The sequence below is a fragment of the Bacteroidota bacterium genome (assembly GCA_041658205.1).
GTDB lineage: Bacteria > Bacteroidota > Ignavibacteria > UBA10030 > UBA8401 > UBA8401.
The window spans coordinates 2,621,791-2,647,686 of the sequence record JBBAAO010000001.1; the positions used below are offsets into that span (position 1 = coordinate 2,621,791).

The 25,896-nt window shown below is 41.6% G+C and carries 10 protein-coding genes and 1 tRNA gene; 6 read left to right on the forward strand and 5 right to left on the reverse strand.

Annotated features, from left to right (window positions below):
• Positions 1-322 precede the first annotated feature (322 nt).
• The 5 genes from WDA22_10840 to WDA22_10860 form a co-directional block, all read right to left on the reverse strand.
• On the reverse strand, positions 323-3,373 hold the full coding sequence (locus WDA22_10840; protein ID MFA5833959.1) for an Ig-like domain-containing protein: 3,051 nt from the start codon (positions 3,371-3,373) through the stop codon (positions 323-325).
• A complete protein-coding gene (locus tag WDA22_10845; GenBank protein MFA5833960.1) occupies positions 3,373-10,848 on the reverse strand; it encodes an OmpA family protein in 7,476 nt (2,491 codons plus the stop codon). The genes WDA22_10840 and WDA22_10845 overlap by 1 nt, the downstream gene beginning before the upstream one ends.
• Positions 10,848-12,632 carry an isopeptide-forming domain-containing fimbrial protein gene (locus WDA22_10850; GenBank protein MFA5833961.1) on the reverse strand — a complete coding sequence of 595 codons (1,785 nt, stop codon included), beginning with the start codon at positions 12,630-12,632 and terminating at the stop codon, positions 10,848-10,850. The genes WDA22_10845 and WDA22_10850 overlap by 1 nt, the downstream gene beginning before the upstream one ends.
• A 213-nt stretch (positions 12,633-12,845) precedes the next feature.
• Positions 12,846-18,563: a hypothetical protein gene (locus WDA22_10855; GenBank protein ID MFA5833962.1), complete on the reverse strand. Its 5,718-nt coding sequence runs from the start codon at positions 18,561-18,563 to the stop codon at positions 12,846-12,848.
• Positions 18,564-18,604: 41 nt separating this feature from the next.
• Positions 18,605-18,865, reverse strand: coding sequence for a DUF3853 family protein (locus WDA22_10860; protein ID MFA5833963.1), 261 nt, complete (start codon positions 18,863-18,865; stop codon positions 18,605-18,607).
• A gap of 376 nt (positions 18,866-19,241) precedes the next feature.
• Here WDA22_10860 and WDA22_10865 point away from each other — a divergent pair, with 376 nt between their 5' ends.
• The 6 genes from WDA22_10865 to hrcA all read left to right on the forward strand — a co-directional run bounded on the left by WDA22_10865 (position 19,242) and on the right by hrcA (position 25,894).
• Positions 19,242-20,180, forward strand: coding sequence for a hypothetical protein (locus WDA22_10865; protein ID MFA5833964.1), 939 nt, complete (start codon positions 19,242-19,244; stop codon positions 20,178-20,180).
• 85 nt (positions 20,181-20,265) lie between these two features.
• Complete coding sequence (locus WDA22_10870; GenBank protein ID MFA5833965.1) at positions 20,266-22,401, forward strand: BatA domain-containing protein; 2,136 nt, start codon at positions 20,266-20,268, stop codon at positions 22,399-22,401.
• A gap of 59 nt (positions 22,402-22,460) precedes the next feature.
• Positions 22,461-23,732, forward strand: a complete 1,272-nt coding sequence (hflX, locus tag WDA22_10875) for a GTPase HflX (GenBank protein MFA5833966.1) — start codon at positions 22,461-22,463, stop codon at positions 23,730-23,732.
• A 36-nt stretch (positions 23,733-23,768) separates the two neighbouring features.
• Positions 23,769-23,840: transfer RNA gene (locus WDA22_10880), tRNA-Gln, on the forward strand.
• 136 nt (positions 23,841-23,976) lie between these two features.
• Complete coding sequence (locus WDA22_10885) at positions 23,977-24,735, forward strand: response regulator (protein ID MFA5833967.1); 759 nt, start codon at positions 23,977-23,979, stop codon at positions 24,733-24,735.
• Positions 24,736-24,859: 124 nt separating this feature from the next.
• Positions 24,860-25,894: a heat-inducible transcriptional repressor HrcA gene (hrcA, locus tag WDA22_10890; protein MFA5833968.1), complete on the forward strand. Its 1,035-nt coding sequence runs from the start codon at positions 24,860-24,862 to the stop codon at positions 25,892-25,894.
• Positions 25,895-25,896: the final 2 nt, after the last annotated feature.

Genomic DNA, 25,896 nt, shown 5'->3' on the forward strand with positions numbered 1-25,896 from the left:
GGTTCAGTCTAAGAAACGTTAGAGAATTTCGGTTGTCTGCAATTGCAAAATTCTTTGAAACAAAGTATATTGACTTCAATCAACTGTGGTACGATAAACGAAAAATGTGTCCAATTCGTGTCCACTTTTGGAGGAACAGCAGGGAAACTGAGGGAAGATATTGGATCCGAATCGAGCAATTTTTTGAAAACCCTCAGTAAAATTAATATTTCTGTAAAATGCCGAATGTTTAAAAAGTAGACCTTCACTTCCCTTCCTCGGCACAACAATAATAAAAAAGGACGCTTTTAGCGTCCTTTTTTATTGAGCATATGTTCAAATATTACCAACCAAACAACTCTTCAGAAAACTTGAAACTCATTCGGATAAACGGGCCTCTCGACCATAACGTGTAATCAATCAGATCTTGCTCTTTGTATCCTTTGAAATTATACCCGACTGTTAGCCTCACATTGCGATACACTACATAACCGGCATCTAAACTATAGCCATTAAGTTTATCCCCAGCTTCAAGCTGATGCAACAGACGATATTCTGCACCGGCATTCAAATCTTCCGTAATGTCATATTCTGCCCGGAGCAGATAGAAGTTTGTATTGGTTGTAGCTCCAAAACTGACTGAATTCTCTGTTGATGCTTTGTACGCGTATTTCAATCCAAACTCAAGTTTTTGAATCGGCTCAATGAAAGAGTGGATAGAAATAATGGATGTGTTATAATCAATAAACGGTGCAATATAATGGTTCTTATCAGACTTCACTTCGTATTTCGCAATCACGTTCAGCCAGTTCTCGTCAACAGGCCGGTAAGCAAGTCCGGTGATGAGGTGTTCAAGATCGCGATAGCTGGAATTTTGCCGGGCACTTTCATTTGCACCACGATATTTCACAATCATACTGAAGTCTCGTTCAAAACGGTAATCTCCTGCAAACGTGAAGTTCGTCCTATCCGCATTGACATTCTGACCAAATTCAACTTTCGTAGAAACTTTCAATGGAAGTTTCGGCAAATATTCTAATGCAGCGGAATATGCCGAATGGTCTTGTGTTGATGCTTCACCGACACGCTGTCCGAGTGCTTTTGTTTTTTCATAGCCAAGATAACCGGCAAGATCTTCTGTCACTGCAATCTTATTCTTTAACCCAATGCTAATTTGGTTTTGATATGCACCAATTGCATTTCCAATTTCGTATTTTCCGTAGGCCTGCGTATTTTCCAGAAGATTAGTTGAAAACCCAAGGGTGGACATCATGCCTCCATCCTCGTAGAATTTCTCCTGTGCACTTAACGATAGATCATTGCTTACTTTATACTCACCAATAATAGAAGAAGCATTCGGTCTGGTCAATTCTGGTGATGATCCAAGATTTCGTTCGTGCAAACCGGAAAGAGTTAATTTTTGACTGTAGGCATAATCCAATTTTGCCGATCCGAGAGTGGAATGTGTCGCTAAGAATGGTTTCGACGTATCGGGATCCGTTCCGTCATAACGAACATCTTCAATTTTGAACTGTCCGGTAAATCCGGCCGCAATTTTTTGTTCAACACCGGCAGAGACTGAAGTAACATCATTTGTTCCGCCAGTAGAATTTATTTGATGGGTTTGATAGAATTCGGAGATCGCTTTTGTAGATGAAGAAATTGCATAATCACCGCTAACGCCGTATTTGGTTGTTCCGAGTTCGCGGCGGCCGCCAATCTGTGTTTCATTGGTAAATCCGCTTTCCACTCTTCGGTAATAACTATTCAATCGCACACCGTCTATAGGCAGACTGGTGGCATTGAATTTATATGCTAAGCCGGAACCTGCAATTGTAGATGAACGAGCAAATTCACCACTGAGAGCAAGCAGTGAACTGAACGAGTATTTCACATCGGTTCCCAACATGGTAAAATTGCTCGGGGATTGCTCTTCCGTAACCCCGGTGAATCCTACGGAGAAACTTTCATTGAATTGATGTTCCGCTCGTGCACCGGCAATGTATGACATTGCTGCACCGGTTTTCGCCTCAAATGAAACCATGATATAGACAGGATTTCCATCATTATCCACAGCCGGTACCGGTTGTTTGAAGAAAACAGTACCTTGTGTGTAATCAATATCATAATCGCTGAAACGGTTTTTAAATTCGACTTTCAACAATACTTCAGAATGGAAACGGTCTCGTGTTTCAATACGGATCTTTTCCGTTCCCGGAGTAATATCCGTATATCCAAGATCGTAAAATCCAGATAAACCTTGTCCGCGCAATTCTATTTGTGTTGCTCGGCGATCCGTGAGTGATCCAAACCCGGTGAGTCTCCATTTTTTATCGCGATGTCCGAATTTTAAACCATTCAGCGTACGATTGTATGATATAAATTCTTGTCCTGTTAAGTCCGTGTTATAATCACCGAACAGACCGTACGTTTGATTCTTTTCCAATTTGACAAAAAGATTTCTGTTCGTTTGAATGTCGTAGAACAACATACTATTGTCGCCATAAATAGAATAGAGATAATCCGGATCGAGTTCTTTAAAGTATCGACCGCGATTCTTTCTATCCGAATCCAGTGAAGCAGTCAACAAATACTCTTCATACAGCGTCCCACGCGCATAAAGCGCCAATCTTCCATCGGTGGTCAAACCGCTTGGGAAAGATCGATCATCGATCAATTGCGATCTGTTACCTTTAGCAGAATACAAACCGGTTGAACCTTGGGCTAGGCCGACTAGAGTGAATGGTTCTTTAGGAGTATTAAGATTAATCTCTTTTCCTACCGATATTTGCGCTATTTGGGCGTAAATCTTCGAGAACCCTGCTTCTGTTCCCGCTTGGTATTCAAATTCTGCCACTCCATTGACAACAGCTATCTGAACACCTCGCTGCGAAGAATCGGCATCCGGAGTTGAGATACTGCCGCTATCTGCTGAAACAGTAACGGATATTTCATTCGGAATAGCGTAACCCCATTGATCGAAAACTTTTGCGGAAGCTTTAATCGTTGATCTGCCATTCGCTTCAACAAAATCTTTTTCGAGCTGCAGATCTATCTTGTACGGACTGCCGAGGATATGCATAAACCGATTTTCAGAAAACGCAACGGTCCCATCAGGATTGAGGATGCGAACTTCAAACTGCACCGGCCCTTGCGGTACCTCAACGTTAATGAAATCGACAATACCATCAATGCGCACTGTCCGCTTTAACGCAAATTTCCCATTGACATAAAGTTCTGCGTCGAATCCGGAAACTGATTGTGCGGTCACAACCTGTCGAAGAAGTGTACTCACAGTACTATCCTGTCCAGGCGTAATAATCTGCAATTGAGCGGCAGCAAAACTGCTCAAGAACAGCAGCGCCAATATCCAATATGTGGAGTGTCTATTCATTATCGTTGATTTCGTACCAGCATTTGTTTCTTTCGAATTTCAATAGATGATGCTTTTGCTTTTTCTTCAATGATTGATCCATCGGTTTGTTTTTTGATTACGGTATAATCATGAAATATTGTTGCTTCTTCTTTTCCATCATCCGATACTTCTGCAATATAATAGAGTTGGATGGTACTATCCGTTTTAGAACAATATATCTTCAGCACTTTTCCACTGACATTTACACTATCAACTCCGTGCACGGAAGTGACAGAGTACGGAACCAGTTGCAATCCTGCCGGCACGGTATCCAAAATTATTGTTGAGACGGTGTTGCGTTTTACTTTGCGACGAACATCAAGTTTTAGAATATACCGTTCTTTTGATTTATCTCGCATCATTGAATCTATTCCCTGAGGAGCGTTTTTCGGAAGCAGTGTTTCTACAACCAGCTTCGATGAATCAACTCCACCTTCGAGCAATACTTTTTGCGCAAACTCACTCCGTAATATTCTTAATTCAATTCGCCGATTTACTTGTTTGCCCTCTATTGTATAGTTGGATGCCAATGGACGGAACTCGCCGTAACCAATCGTCTTCAACCGTTCCGGTGCTATACCATAATGAGCAATCAATTTTTGTTTAATCGTGTTGGCTCGTGCCTGCGACAATTCGATGTTCGATGGGAACTCTTTCGTCTTGATCGGTGAAGAATCCGTATGACCTTCAATTAATGCCGTTGACGAAAGATCTTCCTTCAAGAATTTCGCCGTTGTTTCTAATGACGTTAATGCTGTGCTGCGCAACGTTGCTTTGCCAACATCAAACAAGACACCCGACATAACAAAATTTACTGCACGGCCGCGAACCGCAATTGCGACTTCATTTGTTGTGATCAATGAATCGATACAATGTAAGGCGCTATCCCCAACAAAATAACAAATAGATGTAGATGTCGATTGTATTTCTGTTGCTTCGTACCGTTCCGGACGTTGTACCATTACTGTATAACGAAGTTTATATTTAAAGTTTGGACCAAGATTCGTTAATGTCCAATGCAGTTCGTTTCCATTGATCCGCGGTGTTACCGTGGAATCCGCAAACATCGCACTTCCTTCAACATATTTGAACGACGGATTAAGAATATCACGGAAATCAACCTTCGTAATATTCTCCGTTCCTGTATACTCAATCGGTATTTCAATTGACACCGGCATTTCCGTAATCTGTTTTTCTTCTGTTGTCGGTGTAAAGTAGAATTCTACACGACGGTTCAGCGAGCGGCCATCGATCGATTTATTGGTTGCTACCGGTCTTGTTTCACCATGTCCTTCAATGCGGATACGATCGACATTGATTCCTTCTTTTTCCACAAGGTACGACTTTACGGACATTGCACGTGCCATAGAAAGAACCCCGTTATTCGGGAATTCAGCCGTAGCAATCTTCATCGAATCGGTATGACCGGCAATTATCAGCGGTTGATCCGGATATTCGCGCAACACATCCGCAAGCTGTTTTAACGTGACAAACGCTTCGGGTTTTAAAATTGCTTTACCAACTTCAAAATTCAAGCCGGTCAGCTTCATTGACGCTAACCGTTTATCTTCAATAAAGACGATATTGCGCGGCGAAGAAATGCGCTGAATTGAGAAGTCTCCAATTTTTGCGATCGCCTGGCTTAACACTAACGAATCCGGACGGGAGATATTGCGAGCAAGATAGAAATCTACGCGAGCAATACCGGATTCAGTCAGGTTGACAAATCGTGACGTTGAATCTTTTGCAAAATCATTATAACCCATTTCCAAAGATGAATTTTTTGGAAGCGTATGTGTGCGAACGCGGATCACATGTTCGCCCGGCAGTACATCCGGTATGGAATACTTACCATCGTCACCGGTGATGATTCTGGTTCCATCTTCCATCATTAATTCAATTCCCTTTACACCATATTCCAATGAATCTTGGTATTTATTGCGATTGTCATCATAGAAGACTTTTCCGATGATTAAACCATGCGTTGTAAATACACCACGACGAATCTCTACTTGTTCTTGAACCTCAGCAGATGCCATCTGAGCTCCGAAATGCGAGATACCATACGCACGAGCCGTATTGATACCATTTCCTTCAACAGCACCCGCACCAACCACCAAACGATAGACGATCTGAACTGACGCACTTGGTGCCAAGGAATCTTTCAACAGCCAGAACAATTCTTTTCTGCCAGTCGGATCGGACACTTTCATTGTGTCAATCACCGAAGAACCGTTCATATATCGGAAGCCGAACGGAATCTTATCCACCAATTGAATATCACGTGCATAATTTACCGCACTCATATTTGTTACGCGAACGAGATACGTTGCGATATCACCTATTTCGAGCACTTTACGCAATGCCTGTTTCGTTACTTTCAAATATGAAACTGAAGAGCGCACCATGGTATTGCTTAATGAATCTTGATCGGATGTTAGCGATCCACCCTTCCATGTTACACCGGCAACGTTTGTATAGGTATGATCGCCCGGTTCCAGATTGGTGCGAACGCGCGTGATCAAATTAATTGTTACTGAATCGCCTACAAACATCGTGTCTCGTTTCCAGAATATTGAATGAGATGCACTGTTATACTCCACAGTGTCATTCATGACAGACTGCGGTGCTGAACGGAAATACTGAACGTTTGATTTAAGATATTGCACCTGCGTCGGAAGTTTATCCGTCACCGCAATACTATCGCCAAATGAACCCGAACGATTTTGCATTTTAATGGAATACACTACCGTATCACCGGGATTTGCCTGATGAACATTTGATACTTTCCACATTTTCATGGTCGGCGGCAAGAACAATAGAGTCGGAACCGAATCCCTCATCAATGTTGTCTGATTGGTTGTAACGCTCGCACGGTTCAATGAAGGAGTGCTGTTTTTTAGTGTGTCAACAAAGCGAACTGTGACATCATATTCACGATTCACAAGAGAATCGAGTTTTCCAATGTTCCATACAATACGGTGTGAGGCTGGCTGATAAACGCCGCCGCCTGTTGCACTAATGAATTTCATTGCCCAATGCAGCGAATCAATAACGATTGTGTTTGTTGTGGAAAGATTTCCGGTATTACCAACATTGATCTTGTACGTTGCTGTATCGGACAACGCAACGCGTGATGGACCGCTCTTATCGAACACGATGTTGGGATTTAATACAACGGAAATATTCGCATTAATTACATATTGGCCATTACCGGAGTTTGTCAATTCCACGGAATTTTTAATAGTCGGATGATTGAGCAATACTATAAATCGCCCTGCCGGAATTCTGTCAAACTTATATGTTCCCGCTGAATCTGTTAATACAGAATCAATCGTTGCCACATTATTAGAAATACTGATGTCGACATTCGATTTTGGTGACGGTGTAACGCTTTGTAAATAAATGGAAAGATTCGCAGCCGGAATCGGTTCGTGTGAAACAAGATAGTACACTGCACCGGAAACAGAATTTTGGTTTGGTGTTGGAAGATCACCACCGCCGGATACACTTACTTTTACTTCGGTTTCCACCGTAATTTGTCGTCCGAACTCATTGACAGTGGTGATCAAAACACGGAAGCTGTCTGTTTTTGTCACAGCAATCAGGTAATATCCATCTTCTTTTGTAATAACTTCACCGGCCAATGAATCGGTTGTTTTGGAGTATGCACGAACGATTGCACCCTTCACAGGTGATTGTGTTCGATGATCGATTACTGTTCCTTCGATAGCACCCGGGAAGAATACGATCTCGACTGTATCTTTCGCTTTACAACCCTGGCCGTCATCTGCTGAAGCAATGGCCATTGCCTTTATGAGATTATTTCCTGCAATAGTTGCGCGCAATGAATCCGATGCTTTACCGTCTTTGGAATACAACACACGCATCGATTGACCATTGGTAAATTGACCAACGGTAGTGGTCATTACAACCGGCGTTCCATCCGGTTTTGGATATCCAAGCGTGTTGGTCAAGTTAACTTGAATGAATGCTTTCGATTTGCCATTGCCAATAATTTTCTCTGGCGTTGCAATCACTTCAATGCGGCATGCCGGATCTGTCTTTGCCGTGAAGATGGCAAACGCTGTTTGTTCTTCAATCTGGAATGCTCGTGCAAACGCATAATTCAACACCAACTCACCGTCATGAACGCCGTACGGATCTAATTGACCGATCACAATAATCGAATCTTCTTTGTTCGGTCCAAGGAAACCGACTTCGTAGGTAACAATATTGTTTTCCACTTTAGCACTGCCGCTGACCCGAGGATTAATAATCTGCACCGGAAGCGTATCAACAATACTAATCTTCGTCAACGGCCCTCCGGTGATATTCTTAAAGTGAATCACATAAGACATTGTGTCACCGATATGGACAGTATCTTTTGATACTCTCTTCTCCAATTGCAATTGGAAGTTTTTGTTTGTGCGTGGTTCAACAAGCGTCACTGCTTGCGCAATAATCTGCTCTGTTTCATTCGTTGTGGCATAGCCGGTATTCAAAATCAATTCAAAATTCGGACGATCCAATCGAACCGTCGTTTTTACATAAAACGAATCAACTTCACCCACATCGATGGTATCTTTTTTATAAATCGCTACTGATCCGTCCAATCGGAGTGTATCGCTTTCGGCTATTCCGGATTTTCTCATCGGCACAATAGTGATCTTGGCTGCTGAACGAGCCGTCGAATTCGGATTTTCAACCCGGATGTTTTCAAGTTGGAACGGAACCGGATCGCGGACAATCACATTGGTCAACTTACGATTTGAAACGTTCGTAATGCGCAAGACATAACTTAACGAATCACCGGTAAACACTGTCGGTGATGAGACACTAATATTGAGCAGCAACCGATCAAGTTTGCCGATTAACGAAACGAATTTAGCCTGCGCAGTCTGGAATGGAACTTCATTGGACTTTGCATACGCAGTGTTGGTAACTCTTTCAGGAATGTACGGACTTCCGGCCACGACCGATACGACCACGACGGAATCTGTTGCATCAACGGCAAGCGTTCCGGCGAAATAGGTTACGATATTGTTATCTATCGTACCATTATTATAGAGCACTGTGTTTTTTGTCAGCTGCTTCGGCAATGTATCGATGACAACAACATTTGTTAGGATTTTACTGCCGTTATTTTTGATCCGAATAGTATACTTGACAGTATCGCCGTTCACTGCCGTATCTTTCGACACGAATTTGCTCAGGATAAAGTTCGCGACATTTGGACCAATTGTCTGCTTCCACAGTGTCACCACTGTTGAAGACTGGACCGGTGTCAACTGTGATTGAGCAAATGCCCTGTTCACGAATCCAAACAATGCACTTTCTCGAACGCGAACACGGATAGTAACAACGGCGCTGTCACCAACCGCAAGCGTATCGCGCGCCATTGAAACAATATTGTTCTGCAATGTGGCATTCGACGATACCAATAAGACGATGAATTTCTGCGCATCGACAGTGTCCACCATGGAAACATTTGTCAATGGAGTGTCGCCGATATTCTTAACAACAATGCGGTATTGCATTGTATCACCGATTGCTGCTGAATCTTTATTGGCTGTTTTTACAATCGCCAATAATGGGTTTCGCATAATAACTGTTGCTGCAGTATCGATAATTGGGAAAATTTCCGACGCCGAAAGTGTTGCTCGGTTTACAAGAAGTGACGCTGGCGTACTGTTTTTCACACGAACTTTCACTGAAAGAACATTTTTATACGATGAATCGACATTTCCAATTGACCATCGTACTGAATGTACCGCCGAATTATACGTTCCGTTGTTTGTTGAACTGATGTATTCAACATCATTCAACAGTGTGTCGGTTACGACGCTATTGGTTACCGCAAATGCATTAATATTTCTTACCCTCATCTGATACTCAATGGTATCGCCAAGAACTACTGTCGGCGTTCCGCTCTTTTCAAACGTTGGTGTCACGGTTAATTCAACCGGGATATTTCCATTAAGGATGTAATATCCCTGTTCTGGAATGATGATTGATGAAGCACCATTTAATTCAGAAGCGCCAAGCAGCACTCTGTATTTGCCCGGTTTAATATCCTCAAATTCATAAACTCCGCGCGAGTCGGTGGTTGTTTTCAAGACAGTTGCGATGCTTTTTGCTTCCGCATCTTTGTTCGATCTGTTATCGCCGTTCGTGATATCGAACAGTTCGATCGGCATGTTTGGAATATAGATTGGTGTATTGTTGATCCAGTAGTAGACTGTTCCAGAAATCGAATTTTTATTGGGAACGATTCGAGCAACATCCCCTTTAATGTCCACATTGACAAATGTTGTGACTGTATTATTCAATGCAAATTTATCTGCTGCAGAAACATCAACACGATACACACCTGTTTTCGGAACGAACATGAAGAATTTTCCGTCGGCCTTTGTTGTATCGATGTCAATCAATACATTTTGTACGGAATCGATTAACCGGACATACGCATTCTTATAGAATGTTTTTGTAGAATGATCCAGTACCACGCCGGTGATTGCTCCTGGATAAAACTCTACATTGATCGTATCCGACAAATCGCATACACTCAATAATTGAACAGTCACTTTCGCTTTCACAATGGATCCCGATGAAAGATTTGCATTGAGTGAATCTGCTACAAAACCATTTAAGGAGAATTTCGTAACGGAATCTTTACCATTGGAGAACACACCAAGATCTGCCTTAAAGAATACCGGTGTTCCGTCCGGTTTCGGTACACCAATCGAATCGGTAATATTGGCTCGAATCACTGCCCATTGCTGACCGTTTCCAATAATTTTGTCGGTGGACTTTTCAATCTTCAGTTTGCACGATTCTGTCTGTAAAATATCTAAATGAACTATTGCGCTTGAAGTTGTTCTGATTCCCACACTGTCAATAGCATACGCTGTATTGGTTGTATTGAACTGACCGCCAAATGGCGAGGTCACAACAGTAGTGATTATTACAGAATCTGGTGTTGGAGCAGAAATGGTTCCTGCGTTCCATGTAACTATATTTCCATTGACTGTTCCTTTTGATGAGCTGATAATTCTAAAGTGAGTAGGAACTGTATCGGTGATAACTACTTGTGCCGCACTCAGGTTTCCATTATATCCCACGACAATCTTAAATAAAACAGTATCACGCGCATGGACACTATCACGTGACACTGTTTTATTCAATAAAAGTGCTCCCCACTTCTCCACAACAATACTAGCCATGTTGCTTTTCACTGTATCCTGACTTCCGTTCAGATAATGCACAATTGCCGAACTGACGTTATCGATTCGAGTTCCGCCGGACGTCTGTGCATAGGTCTGCGAACTCAGAGCGATCATCAATCCGCTGAGCAAGAAGTACTGGGTAATATGTTTAATGAAATTTTTCACGAAAAAAATATCTCCAGAGCCCCCTTCCCCTGAAGGGAGCCCCGGAAATAGGTGTTGCATTAATTGATCTTCACCAAGAATCTGATCTTACCTGTATGAGTCGGATCATTTGTCATGCGAGGACCAACTGTTCCAAGAGTAACCGTTATGGTACCGGCTGCCACATCTACAATATCGTCGCCAACTGCGTCTGTCTTTGATACATAGTGTGTACCATCTCCAGTTGCACCACCACCATTTGTCGAGTAATCTATCTTAATGGAGTCGGCAATAAGAGAAGTATTGGCAGGGATGTTATCGAGAACGACAATCGAATAACCATTACCTGACCCTGTGTTGGTATATGTAATGATATAAATCAGCGAATCACCCGGTCGAGATCTTGTACCACCTCCCCACGTGGATGTTTGCGTAACTACTGATTTAGTCAATGTCATGACAGGTGCTTTTATTCTTGTAATGTGATAACCGTTGTCCGAAGCACCAAGCGTTAACGATGTCACGAGATAGTATGCACTGTCGCGAATACGATCTGCCGTCATGTGACCGGAGGTGTCTGCCGCAAAGAAATATGCAGTGCCACCGCGCGGGACAACGATTGTATCGGAGGCGATTTTAATCACCGTATCCGTTCCATGAAGGTATACACCATTGGAGTCAACGTCTCTGAATAAGAACCAAGTGAACGATGCTGTTGAAGTCCGCGTAGTGAATTTTAATGAGTCAGTTCTGTTACCATTATTCTTCACTTTTACTCTGAAGAAGATTCCTTGGTTCACCTGTACTGAATCATCATCATTGTCGGTTGTAAATGAATTATTATTCAATGCTGTCACTTGAAGTTCCCACGCACCGCTTCCTGCAACGACAACAACTGTCGGTCCGGCTGGTGGTCTCTTTGTGCGATTACCAATACTGTCATTATAGACCATGTAAGCGCGGTTAGATATAGATGTTCCGGCAGCAACACCAACATTTACTGTTGCTTGGATTGTCAATTGACCTGTCAATCCGCCATAAACGTTTCCGCTATTGCCAATTCCCGACCAAATAACAATTAGTTCACCAAGACCGCCGGTGGTAGTTGTTGCTGATCCACCCCCGGAGTTTACGACAGCACTGACGAACGTTAAATTGGAATTTAACGTGTCTCGGAGCTCCGCATTTTTTCCGGTTCCTGTGCCGCTGTTGTTATAAGTGATCGTATAGGTAATCGTTTGACCAGGTGTGGGGGTACCGTTATTATTTGTTTTGGTCAACGCGATTTCCGTAACTCTTGTTCTAATTGAGTCACGTACCCAGGCAAGCACAGCAGTATTAAAGCTTGATGTTGCTTTGGTATTATTGGTATCAAGCAATCCGCTGGTTTTACCATTGGGGACAAATAAGCGGACAAGGATTTTATACGTTGCATCCGCCGCCATTGAACCGGTTGTAGTAATAGCTGCGGCTGCCGTATCTGCTGCGTCAACATCACCTTGTCCATCTATATCAAAAAATATTGAAGCACCCCAGCTTGCAGAATCTGCTGCAGCCAAAGTATATGTATCTGTTCCATTACCAGTATTTGTTACCGTGTGAGGAAAGAAGACATATAAACTGTCACTGGAATATTTCAGTGATCCGACTGGTGTTACCGTAACACCGGCCACTTGCTCAACTGTCACCCGAGCGGTATCAGTAAAGAGCGTATCATAGCTTGTTCCGGCGAAATCCTTGTACGTCATTTTCGCGACGTTTTTGATTTCAGTACCAGCCGGAGTACCAGATGCAAATGCACTTGTCGTCCCTAACAGGACAAAAGCACAAAAGGCACCCGCAAAAACCGATAACTTGGTTTTCATAAGTAATCCTTTCTGTTTGTATTGTTTGTTATTTGTTGTGTTGTTTTTCATTGCTACTTCTTTCTTTTTGTTAAACTGTGTGTTTTTATGAATCACTCATCCTCGGTATGGATGGTGGAGGTTTTGCTCTGCGCGTATATAGTCTTTTCATTGTTGTTCTCCTTTTGTGTTGTTTGATTATTTTTTTAATTGATGTATAAAAATTATCGTTTATTAATTAATTCTGACCTTTAACGTAACTGTCCCCGAAACTCCGGGTTGAATAATTCCCAATTTCAATTGTATGGTAATTCCGGTAAGCTCCACCTCATCGGCATCTGCTGCATCGCTTTTCGCGACGGAATTGATGATAACGGAATTTGGCACGTACGTAGTATTATCCGGTTGTGCATCAGTTACTGTTACGACATATGCATTTGCGGTACCTGTATTCGAATAATTGATTGTATACATAACTGTATCACCTGGTTTGCCGGTAGTCCGGTTTGCCACTTTACTCATTGTCATCAACGGACGATTTACTGGTGTAAACGAAGCCGTTACTTGATACCGAATTCCATTTCCGTCTATTGTTGCTTTATTGATGGAAGGAGTCTGAGTAACAATCGTTGAATCGACGCGGATTTGATATTGATAGGTCGCACTGTCACTTGCCGAAAGATTAAAGAGAGGCCATGAAATAACTCTTCCTGCTGCACTTCCGCCGCCAGAAATCGTACCTGTCAAAATTGTCACATCCGTCGGAAGCGTGTCTTTTAAGGAGATGCTCGTTGCCCCGACTGATCCGCTATTCTTCACTTTCACGGTATATAATAGAGTGTCAGGAGGTTTGACAAATCCGCCGTTTCCATCTACGTATGTTTTCGTGGATGTTGTAAAAGTGACCGTACCAATCCTGAATATCGCGGTTACGGTTGCTGTGTCCCCAAGAGCACGCAATGAATCGAGATACGAAACACGAATTGTATCTCCCGGTTGAACCGTAAATATTTCATTATTGTTTGTTCCCGGTGTTGTACCAAAGATTGTCGTTACGGTTTTTGTGAAAACTCCGGTATTGATTCCGGTTTCAGTGAATATCATCGTCTCACTCTCGCCGGTAGTACTTTGCACTGTGAGCGTGTATGACTGCACTGTTGCCGAATTCTTGTTTAAATCGTTGTCGGTAAGAGTAAATGTGGATGAATCATTTGCCGGAATAACAACCGGATTTGATGTTAAAACTGCAGTGACACCACCGATTACTCCAGTGTTCGCAACAAGCGTTGCTGATCCGCCATTGTTTTGCAGCGAGTCTATATAGGAAGCACGCAATGTATCTGCTGCTTTTACATTGAATCGACCATCATTGTTTGTTCCGATAGTCAAGCCAAATTGGGTTCCCAGTTTTTTGGTAAAGATGCCGGTGTTCACTCCGGTTTCAGTAACAGCGAATACTTCAACTTCACCAGTGGCAATACTGCTGTCTTTTATTGTATATGTTTCCGCGATGGTAATATTCTTATTGAGATCAGCATCAGTTACTGTAATAAGTAATGAATCTCCGGGCAGGACGGGTGTTGTTGAAGTGATGGTAGCTGTAACTCCACCTAATATTTTTGTAAACGCTGAAAGAGTTACACTTCCGCCATTCAGTTGCAGTGTATCAATATAGGTGACGCGTAGCGAATCGTTGGTTTTTACATTGAATTTTCCGTCATTATTTGTTCCTGCTGTTAATCCAAACTGGGTTCCAAGTTTTTTGGTAAAGATGCCGGTATTGTTTCCTGTTTCAGTGATCGGAAATGTTTCTACTTCTCCTGTGGAGATGCTGCTGTCTTTAACAGAATAGACTTGAACGGAATTAGTATCTCTGTTGAGATCGTTATCAACAATCGTTATTAATAGAGAGTCTGATGGGTATATTGGGGAAGTGGCTGTAAGTGAAGCATTAACTCCCCCTAGAATTTTGCTGTTCCCGAATATAAAACTTCCGGGACCACCATTGGTAAGCATTGTGTCACGATACATTGCGCGAAGTGTATCGCCTGCCTGTACATTAAATCGACCATCATTATTTGCCCCGGCAGATAATCCGAATTGTGTTCCTAATTTGTTTATAAATATTCCGGTGTTGATACCGGTTTCGGTAATGGCAAACGATTCAACTTCACCGGTAACGATGCTGCTGTCTTTGATGGTATATGTTTCTGCTACAGAAGTATTTCTATTTAAATCTGCATCGGTCACCGTCACAGTCAGAGAGTCACCCGGATGATGAGGGGTTGTGGCGCTGATCGTTCCAGTTGCTCCTCCTATGACCAGCGTGCCGGAAATAATATTCCCACCTGGTCCTCCGGTTATGAGCAACGTATCATAATATGTTACTCTAAGCGAGTCGCCATTCTTTACATTGAAGCTTCCATTATTATTTGTACCGGCAAATAATCCAAACTGAGTTGCCAGCATTTTCGTAAAAATGCCGGTATTGATTCCTGTCTCCGTAACGGTAAATGTCTCAACTTCACCAGTCGTTATGCTGCTGTCTTTAATGGAATATGTTTCAGCATTACCACTATTGGCATTGAGGTCTCCGTCCGTGATAGTGATTAATATAGAGTCAGCCGGATGAACTGGTGATGTGGAGGTTAATGTGGCTGTTGCACCCCCTTTGACATATGTTTTCCATGTTTTCAATCCCCCGTTCGTTCCATTCACAATAACACTATCATAATATTTCAGTGTGATAGTGTCGCCTTTTTGAATGGTAAATGTTCCATCATTATTTGTCCCTGCGCTAATACCAAAAACCGTCGGTACGGTTGATGTGAATATTCCGCTGTTGACACCAGTTTCCGTAAAGATCAAGTTCTCAATTTCACCGGTCACCTGATTACTGTCTCTGATAGAATATGATTCTATCAAAGTACTGTGTCTGTTTAGATCAGAATCGTTCAACGTGTAGTAAATTGTCTGTGTGGGCAATATGGAGTCAGATCCGCTCAAGGCAACAGCGTGACCATTTAGCACTCTCGTAACAAACGATCTCCAAACATTCTTAACGGAATTCAGATTAGTGCTCGTGGAATCATATTTGTCGATATAAGAAATTCTTATGCTGTCGCCCGGTTTTACATTGAATGAAGCGTTGTTGTTCGTCCCGGCAGAAGCACCATACACCGTAGTGATTTTTCCTGCAAACAATCCTGTGTTTGCTCCAGTCTCTGTCACAAGGATGCCTTCGCGTTCAGATGTCACTTTGTTGGTATCTTGAAGTGTTAATGACTCGATAAGGCTGACATTTTTGTTCGTGTCTGCTTCAAAGAGTGAATAGTAAATACTATCACCCGGAAGGATATATTGTGTTCCCGTGAGTTTGGCTGAATAAAAAACTGCTTTTTTATAGTCAAACGATGAAGAATCTCTTCTTCCCTGATCATTCGTAACGGTTCCTTTGTTCGTAATCGTTGTTCCGGTTGCCAGAAAACCGGGAACTCTCATCTTAAATTTGATCGTATCGATTTCCCCAGGGGTCATTGTTCCCAAATTCCAGGTCAAACTGGTATCAAGGTTATTTGCTCCACCGCCGCCAAATGATGCTATTGTCGCAGCAGGAGAAGTACCACTGGTTAAGTAATATGGATTTTGTCTGTTTCCATTCGTTGTATTTGCTGTGACAGGATTTGGAATAGTATCAATGACTTGAGTGTTTGTCGAATATCCGTACAGATCTGTATTCGTAATGACTAAATAATATTGGATTGTGTCGCCCGTTCCGGTTCCGCTGCCGGGGGGATATTGATATTTTTGAATGGTCACTACCGGGGCTTGTTTAACGAAAGAATAATCTACTGAGTCCCTGCTTCCCTGAGTGTTGATCACCGTCGCTTTATTGGTAACAGTTGTTCCATTTGCTAATCCGCTCGATATGCGGACTTTAAATTCAACTGTATCGACAGCTCCAGGTGCGAGCGTTCCAATACTCCATGTGAGAATGGTGTCACGATCACCGGTATTCGGTCCTTGTGTAAGTACGCCGGAAGGAATCGCGCTTGATGTGATGTAGTAAGGATTGTTTGCTGTTGTTCCGGATGGTTCCGGAATGGTATCAATCACCTGTGTGTTGGTCGACGTTGCATACGATGAAGTATTTGTAACGACCATGAAATACCGAATTGTGTCGCCACTGCCTACACCCGAACTGTATCGGCTCTTTTGAATATCCATCGGCGGCGCATTAACAGGAACAAACGTTGATGTAACGCGCTGATCAACTGTTGCCGAACGTACGCGGGCGACATTCGTTATGGTTGAACTACCAAGAATTGTTGAATCGAGTACCGCCCTGAATTGGAATGATGTACTGCCACTGACATTCATTGGCCCTGCGTACGTACCGAAGGTGACCACTTCACCCGTCGTTGAAGTTCCAGTATATGTTGCCGATGGTGAAAAACTTGAAGGAACTACACGCATGCCGGTAGGCATTGAATCAATGACCGAAATATTATAAGCCGGATAATTTCCTGAATTCGCTACGCTGATTGTATATAACAATGTATCACCGGGACGAATTGATCCTCCATTGAGATCACTATACGATTTTGTCGATGTCAAAAAGATCGGTGTCAAGATCGGTACTACATCGGTCGAAGTATTATTCCAAGGTTTTCTGTCAAATTGTGGACTGCTGGCATACGCTGAGTTCTGTTGATTCGGATAATTTTCAGCCGTGATGTACGCTGTTACTGTTACCGGGGGTAAGGTCGTACTATCTGGATGTGCACCGGTGTGTGTCCAAACATATTTTGGTCGTGCCGAACTATCGATTGTCCATGAACCGTAACCGTTTGCTCCTGCAAACGTACTTGAAACAAATGTTAATCCGCTTGGGAGACTATCGGTTAACGTTATGGTTCCCGTAGTATCAGGACCATAATTTTGTACGCTAATTGTGTAATTGAATGTGGTACCGGCAACGATACTGCCACCAGAATGTGTTTTGGTGACACGAATATCGGAATTAGCAGTGTCTGCGATAGAAATAATTTCAACGTTGAGAATAACAAGATCTCCACCGGAAGAATAATCTGATGTTGCTTGAGTATCAGCCGGACTGAGATAACTTGTAATATCGTACGTATCGATATCTAAACCAAAGGTGCTATCTTCAGGGAAATTGTTGCTCAGCGAACCGAACTGATTGTTGGTAGGATTATTAGCATCAGTTAACGACGTACCATTAAATTTTACTTCTTCGGAATATCCGCTAAGACTCGTGGAATTTTCTTTGTCGCCTTCATATGTTATATGCGTCATCTTCCCTTGAACAAGCGCATACGGAACATAAAAATTATTTGGTGTTACGGTAATTTGCGAGCCCTTAAATATTTTGAAACCGTCGTAGATGTTGATGGATTTTTTTACTTCTGTTTCTAAGTGATATACGATAACCATCGCCCAGCTGGCAAGCGCTGATTGGCTTGACGCATAGATTCCTGTATTGTCGACCGTCAAATTTCCAAACGTATATACATGGTTATTTGATTGTGATTGAACGAATGATGTAACATCAACGAATCCACCAAACCAATACCGCATACCGCCGTTGTTATTTGATTCGGTGAATGTCCTTGTTGCAGTAAATGAATTACTTCCATCAAGGGTGACGGAATTATCGGGTGTTGCGCCTGATCCTCCCCAATACAAATACGCACCAACAATAATTGCATTGGTTGGATACACAAGTCTGCTCGTATCGGTCGTTCGAAGTGCTGTCGCGCTCACTGTGTTCCCGGAAGTACGAAGCGAACCGCCGATGACTGTGTAGTTTACCGTACCGGAAAAATTATTGTAAATTGAAATTGGAGTTTGCGCAAATATCATTGCAACATTCAGCGCTGTTACAAATAAGATCATGCCAATGAACACGATCAATCGGTCTGATTTCAAATTATTATTTTTGTGATAATTGATAAACATTGTCTACGTGTTTATTGAGCTGCTGAAATTTGTTCGAAAATTTGTTCGGATTTTGGTTTGCTGTGATGAGTTGTTTCAACAAGAAATTGCATGGAAATGTTGTACGTCGTGGCGAATTCAAGTAACTGATCGATAGTGAAGTGTTTGGTCCCATCTTTAGTGACCAGACATTTTAATTTTCCCGCATCGACCCATCGATCAATCGATGAAACACTAATTCCCAATAATGTTGCGATTTGATGTATCGCATAAATTTTATTTTCATGATTCATAGAGTTCCTGCATATAATGTGCAAAGAATGAAATTATCGTATTAGGTTTTTCCCACGATAAAAAGTCGGCATAAGTTGTTGTAAAATAAAGGGTTGTTAGCATATTCTAACAAGTACTAAAAAACTCTAATAATTTAAATATTTATAATTATTCACATGGGTTACACACATCATTTATTAAAATATCCTTAATTAAAATTTTCTAATAACAAGAAATTTTTATTGATGCGCTAATGAATAATATCTTTTTAGATAGGTTACATTCCAAATGTATTAGATTTTTATAATTAGCGAGATTTGGTTTGATATAGTTTTTATTCTAACATATATTAAGTGCATTGAAGAGTAAAAGAGTTCATTTTTGTCGAAAAAATCTATGTTAAAAAAAAGACGTAAATCGGTAACCGACACCAAAGACGAGGAAAAAGTCACTAATCTCCCGGCAAAATCTTTTAATGGAGAATTGCTTTTCAAGGCCATATTAGATCAAAAATTCTCTGAATTTGGGGTTTCTTTAAGAGAGGAATTTGACAGACAGGTGTTGACTGGTAATTCTGAACTGAGAGATGCAATATTTCGAGAAAGAAATGACCGAAAATACGCAAATAGGCTTATTCTTGGGTTTTTGTCCCTCGTTATAATATTATTAGTAGTAAATATTTTCTTTATTTTTAGCACTACTGAATCCAGTGTAAAATCAGCCGTCACAAGCGAATTTGCCATTTTTGAGCAAAAAAATAAAACAAACACGGCTACATTGTTCAATCCTATCAGACAGGCAGTTGAAAAAAACCTCAATCAAGTAACATCTGAACTTTCGTTAAGCAGAGGTTACATTGATGTTTTTGCCTTAGAGGGACTAGCGAGAAACGGATCACGAAGTGCATTTGAAGAATTAGTAAAAGCTGTAAATCGAGGAGGCGCAAAAGGAAATTTTGCATCGAGTAAGTTGAAAGAGCTCAAAAACTATTATTCATTACTTAGTGAGCCCAAACGGCAGAATCTCACCTTAGGAAGCCTGTCGGTTGTGAAAGGTGGAAATAATACTGTAACAGATTCATTATCTGCGGTAGAATTGATTTATGTTCTCAACTCTCCGGGAGCTTCCTTACCACAAATTCATCAAATTATGACACTGTTGTGGGAACAGACTCTTACCCGCGATCATGAAAATGAATTGTGGAGTATCCTGCAAAATTCACAAAACCTACCGGCTGCAATTGCTACGTGTTCAATACTGCAAAAAAACTTCGGCAATCGTGGTTCGATGTTTGATTTTGCAAAATGGAAGTCTTTTTTAGAGCACCGCATGTAGGTTGTATTCAAAATCCCATTGAAGTATATTAGGTGTGTGACAAGTGTCCAACCCAATTATGGGATTTTGTACGTAACGATATTCAATGACCTTTCTTAATCCTTTTGTTCTGTTCGGACTTGCAGCAGCGACAATCCCAATTCTGATCCATCTCTTCAACATCCGTAAGCTCCGCACTATCGAGTTTAGCACGCTTTCGTTCTTGAAAGAGTTGAACAAAAATAAAATCCGAAAGATCAAGATCCGTCAATGGATTTTGCTGGCCTTGCGCACAATGTTGATTTTGTTGATCGTCCTCGCCTTCTCTCGACCTGCTTTAAAAGGAAATTTCGGCTCAGCAGGATCACGCGCGGCATCAACAATCGTTATTCTTCTGGACAATTCCGCCAGTATGTCTTTGAATAATGAACGAGGAAAATTTCTTGCTCAAGCACAAACACAGGCATTGCAGATCATTTCTCTATTGCAGGAAAATGACGATGTCTTCTTCCTTCGTCTTTCCGATCTGCCAAATGCCACAACAGAAACTGCAACACACGATCTTCGCACGTTAGAATCATTGATCCGAGAGACAGAGGTACAGTACTCTCATCGTACGATCAAAGATGGTATTCGCCTCTCATCACACTTGCTTCAGCAGTCAAAGAATTTTAACAAGGAAGTATATATTATTTCAGACGGACAGGCATCATCTCTTTCTTCTCTCACAGAAAACAATTCTGTCACTGAAAATTTGTTCGATCCTCAGGTAAAAATATTTTATTCATTCCTTTCGCAGCGACAAACAGAGAATGCTGCAATTGAGCGAACGGTAATTCCTCCCGCCCTCTTACAAGCAAATAAACCGTTTACACTGAATGTTGTGGTAAAAAATTACGGAACCGTTCCTCTGAACAATCACCTCGTCAGCGTTGTGTTCGATGGCGCTCGGGTAATGCAAAAAAGTGTCTCCCTTGGAAGCGGCATGAGTTCAACTCTTGAGTTTAATCTCATTCCATCCCATTCCGGCACCGTTTCCGGATATGTAGAGTTGGAAGATGATCCTTTTGAGTCGGATAACCGTTACTATTTTTCAGTCAACATTCCCGGTCAGATCAATGTTTCGATCATTTCAACAGAAGAGGGGTATTCGCACTATATTTTTACTGCTTTAAATGTAGCAGCAATGTCAAACAGATCCTCTCCCGTATCAATCTCAACCTTTGCTCCATCGCAAATGAATTCATCCTCTCTAGCCAAATCGGATGTTCTCGTTATCACGGGTGTGAAAACGCTCCCCTCTTCACAGACTGATATTCTGAATCGTTTTTTAATGAACGGAGGAAACGTTTTGTTTTTTCCTTCCGCAGATACCTCTTCATTCTCGTATGACTACTTAAAACCGGTCGGTCTTGCCGATATGAGCGTGACAAAAACCAACACCACATTTGAAAAGGTCGACCTGCAATTTCCTATTTTTCAAGGGATGTTTGAACAAGGCATCAAAAAAAATGCTGAGGGGATAGAATCCCCGCACATTTTAACAACTGTAAATGTAACACCAGAAACCAATGTTCGATCTGTCATTTCACTGTCAAACGGAAAAAACTTTCTTTGGCTCAAGGAGGTTGGGAAAGGGAAACTTCTTGGATTTTCCGTTCCGGCAGTCATGACTTGGTCTGATTTCCCTATAAAAGGAATTTTTGTTCCCTTATTATATCAATCCGTTTTATATCTGTCATCCCCACTCAATACTGCCGGAGAGATGCATTATCGTGTTGGAGAAAAAGTAGAATTCAATTCGTCCCAATTGAAAAAGGGAAAGATGGTTTCTCCCACCTCCCTTCAATTGTTCGACACCGAAAATCGGAAAATACCATTACAAACATATAATAAAACAAATTCCGAAGGAATATCGGAAACAATGTTTACCTTTAATGATCCTCAGAGCGCAGGAATGTATTCGGCGGTAGCTCAGAATGATACACTTCTTGCACTGCCGGTGAACGTTCCTCGCGAAGAATCAAATGGAATACTGACTGACGATGAACAAATAAATAATATCTTCACTCGGTTTGGCATTGAAGAGTCTTCAGTGACAAAACTGCTGCCGGACACCGATGTTGCAAATACAATTACCCAGAGCAGATTTGGAATTGAGTTGTGGCGATATCTTTTAATGGCTGCAGCCCTTATTGCATTGATTGAGATGTTTGTTGCAAGAGAACCAAAACAACAGTAATGTCATATTGATCAAAACAGAAATATTTACCCGCATGATGTTTGCGGGATAAAAAAATTATGATTGACCTCGTAAAAGAAAAACGTGAACGTGCAATGGTTGTCGGTGTTGCCGCAAAAAATACAACAAAATTGCAGGAAGAAGAATATCTGGAAGAACTCGTCCTTCTGGCAGACACTGCCGGTGCAGACGTTCTTCATAAAATTCTGCAAGTAAAGGATCGATTTGATTCGGCATACTACATTGGCAAAGGAAAAGTGGAACAGCTTGCACAAATGTGCAAAGATGATGATATCTCTCTTGTTATTTTTGACGATGATCTCTCCCCTGCACAGGTACGCAACTTGGAGGAATCTATCGAACGGAAAATTCTCGATCGCAGCGGATTGATCCTGGATATTTTTGCTTCACGGGCAAAGACCAATGAGGCAAAAACTCAGGTAGAACTTGCTCAATTGAACTACCTTCTTCCCCGCTTGACCCGTATGTGGACGCATTTATCCAAACAATTCGGAGGAATCGGCACAAAAGGTCCCGGCGAGACACAGATCGAAACTGACCGCCGTTTGATTCGTGAAAAAATTTCATATCTGAAGGAAAAACTCGAGAAGATCGCAACACAGCGTACCACGCAGCGCAAAGGGAGAAAAGAATTTTACAATATCTCACTTGTGGGATATACGAACGTGGGGAAATCCACATTGCTGAACACACTCTCCGATTCAAAAGTGTTCGTGGAAAATCGCTTGTTTGCCACGCTCGATCCGACAACCCGGCTTGTGGCATTAGATTCCGCAACAAGCGCTATGGTTACGGACACAGTCGGATTCATCCGTAAACTTCCGCATCATCTTGTCGCGTCATTTAAGAGTACGTTGGAAGAGGTGGTTGAAGCTGATATCCTGCTGCATGTGATAGACCTTTCTCATCCACAGATGGAAGAACAGATTGAAGTAGTGAAGAACACTGTCGCCGATCTTGGTGCGGCAAACAAAACGGTGATTTATGTATTTAATAAAGTGGATGCTGTTGAGGATAGAACCATCATCAAAATGCTGCAAGCTAAATATGAACCCTCCGTTTTCATCTCTGCGCACCGAGGCATCAATATTCTTGGCTTAAAACAAATGCTCATTTCCATCATTCATTCGTCATTCACAGAAATGACATTTACCGTCACCAACTCCGATTATAAAACCATCTCACTCCTTCATGATCTTACCGAGATCATTGAACAAACATATGATGAAAATAATATCATCATCACAGCTCGCGTGAGCGACAAAACAAAAGACCGAGTTGAAAAACTACTGGCTTCATTAAAAAAGTAGATTTTCAACCGACATTTTTTTATTTTGTTATATAATTGCCCCATCGTCTAACGGCTAAGACAGCAGACTCTGACTCTGCTTATCGAGGTTCGAATCCTTGTGGGGCAGCATATAAAAATCCCGTCAGAATATTATCCGACGGGATTTTTACTATTTACAATGTAACCCATCTCTATTGACAAATCTAAATTCTCCTTGACTAATTCCCCTATTGCCCTTAATTTATTTAATATTTAAGGGGAATATGAAAACACCACTTACGGTACTAATTATCGACGATGAAACTGCTTTTTCCAGCCTGTTAAGCATGGATCTTGAATCTGATCCACATTACGTTGTGAAAACTGCCAGCTCTGGGGAAGAGGGAATTTCGTTAATGAAGGGAGAACGTTTCGATATCCTGTTGTTGGATTATCATATCGGAACCATGACGGGACTCCAAGTGCTTCAATGGATGAACGAGACAGCAATTGACACTCCGGTTATAATGCTCACCGCAGCAGGCACAGAAGAGATTGCAGTCAATGCAATGAAATTAGGCGCCTATGATTATGCACGAAAAGAACGTCTCGAACTTTCCCATCTGCCTATTCTGATCAACGGAATTTATGAACGATATCTCTTCCGTCAGGAAGTAAAACAACGCGAAATTGAAAGAATGGAAGAAGAAAAACATCAGGCTGCAGTACAAATGTTCCAAACCACTGTCCGTACAATTGCACACCATGTGAATAATGCACTTGCCATTATTATGCTCCGTTCTTCCTCGTACGAACGGATGGTCAAGAAAACCCTTGATGCGGAAACAGCAAATCAATTCGTCCAACTTATTAGCGATTTAAAAGGACAAGCTTCAGTCATCGAATCCGTTGTTCGCTCTCTAGTCGAACTTTCTAACGTCGTATATACCAACTACGTTACCGATCAAAGCATCATTGATATCCGCCAAGAATTAGAGAAAAATCTGAAGTTGATGGAAGAACAGCAAAAAATTGCCGTATAATCGAAATTTTCATTCAATTCCTATAATCCTTCCGTAAGCGTTTCTTGACATCCGCTCAAAGTATTCGTATTTTTTAAAAAACAGGCCATTTTTGTCTTCCAAAAAGGAAGATGTTGAGCGCATAATGAATTCATTGAACGACAGGGAAAAAACGATATTACATAATATCGTCCACAGTTATATTCAAACCGCTATTCCGGTAGGATCGCGCTTTATTGCTAAACGGCGCGATATTGGATTAAGTCCGGCGACCATACGGAACGTCATGTCCGATTTGGAATATCTCGGATATCTCGGTCATCCTCATACATCGGCAGGAAGAATTCCCACAGATAAAGGATATCGTTTTTATGTGAACGAATTGATGGAAATAGATCAGCTCAGCGAAAAAGATCAATCTTCAATCCAAACTCAACTGCAGGGAAACATTGAAACAGATGACGTCCTCAAGATTGCTTCTAAAATTCTCGGAACTATCTCGCATCAATTAAGCGTAGTAACAGCACCGCAAATGACATCCGGTATTTTTGAGAAATTAGAACTGCTTCAAGTTTCCAGCACACGACTGCTCGTGATCATTTCTATTCGTTCGGGACTTGTGAAAACGATTATGATGGAGATCCATTCTGAAATTGCGCGTGCAAAACTGGACCAAGTTGCACGGTTACTGAATGACCGACTATGCGGACTGACATTTAAAGAGATCAGGGATACATTCACAGAACGGATTCGTGATTTTCAGAATGAAGAATCAGGCTTGATCCGGTTATTCATTGAATCTGTTGATAAATTGTTCGATGAGAATCGAAAAGAAAAGATTCATATTGGCGGTACGACGAATATGTTATCACAGCCTGAGTTTGAGAATACAAAAAATTTCAAAAGTGTAATAGAATTAATGGATAACGAGGATATTATTATTCACATATTGGAAACCGGTGATGCAAAAAATGGCGGAGCAAATGTAACAATTGGTGAAGAGACAAAAATAGAGCATATGAAAGATTTCAGCGTTGTCACAAAAACATACTCGGTCGGTGACGTTTCCGGAACGATCGGCGTGTTAGGACCGAAACGCATGGAATATTCAAAAATGATTCCGTTGGTCGATTTTGTCGCAACAACAATTTCAGATCTTTTTAACAAAAAACCACAATAACA

Excerpts from the sequence above, each read along its gene's own strand:
- WDA22_10840 (MFA5833959.1), bottom strand. The coding sequence starts at position 3,373 with ATGAATAGACACTCCACATATTGGATATTGGCGCTGCTGTTCTTGAGC.
- WDA22_10845 (MFA5833960.1), bottom strand. The coding sequence starts at position 10,848 with ATGCAACACCTATTTCCGGGGCTCCCTTCAGGGGAAGGGGGCTCTGGA.
- WDA22_10850 (MFA5833961.1), bottom strand. The coding sequence starts at position 12,632 with ATGAAAACCAAGTTATCGGTTTTTGCGGGTGCCTTTTGTGCTTTTGTC.
- WDA22_10860 (MFA5833963.1), bottom strand. The coding sequence starts at position 18,865 with ATGAATCATGAAAATAAAATTTATGCGATACATCAAATCGCAACATTA.
- WDA22_10865 (MFA5833964.1), top strand. The coding sequence starts at position 19,242 with ATGTTAAAAAAAAGACGTAAATCGGTAACCGACACCAAAGACGAGGAA.
- WDA22_10870 (MFA5833965.1), top strand. The coding sequence starts at position 20,266 with ATGACCTTTCTTAATCCTTTTGTTCTGTTCGGACTTGCAGCAGCGACA.
- hflX (MFA5833966.1), top strand. The coding sequence starts at position 22,461 with ATGATTGACCTCGTAAAAGAAAAACGTGAACGTGCAATGGTTGTCGGT.
- WDA22_10885 (MFA5833967.1), top strand. The coding sequence starts at position 23,977 with ATGAAAACACCACTTACGGTACTAATTATCGACGATGAAACTGCTTTT.
- hrcA (MFA5833968.1), top strand. The coding sequence starts at position 24,860 with ATGAATTCATTGAACGACAGGGAAAAAACGATATTACATAATATCGTC.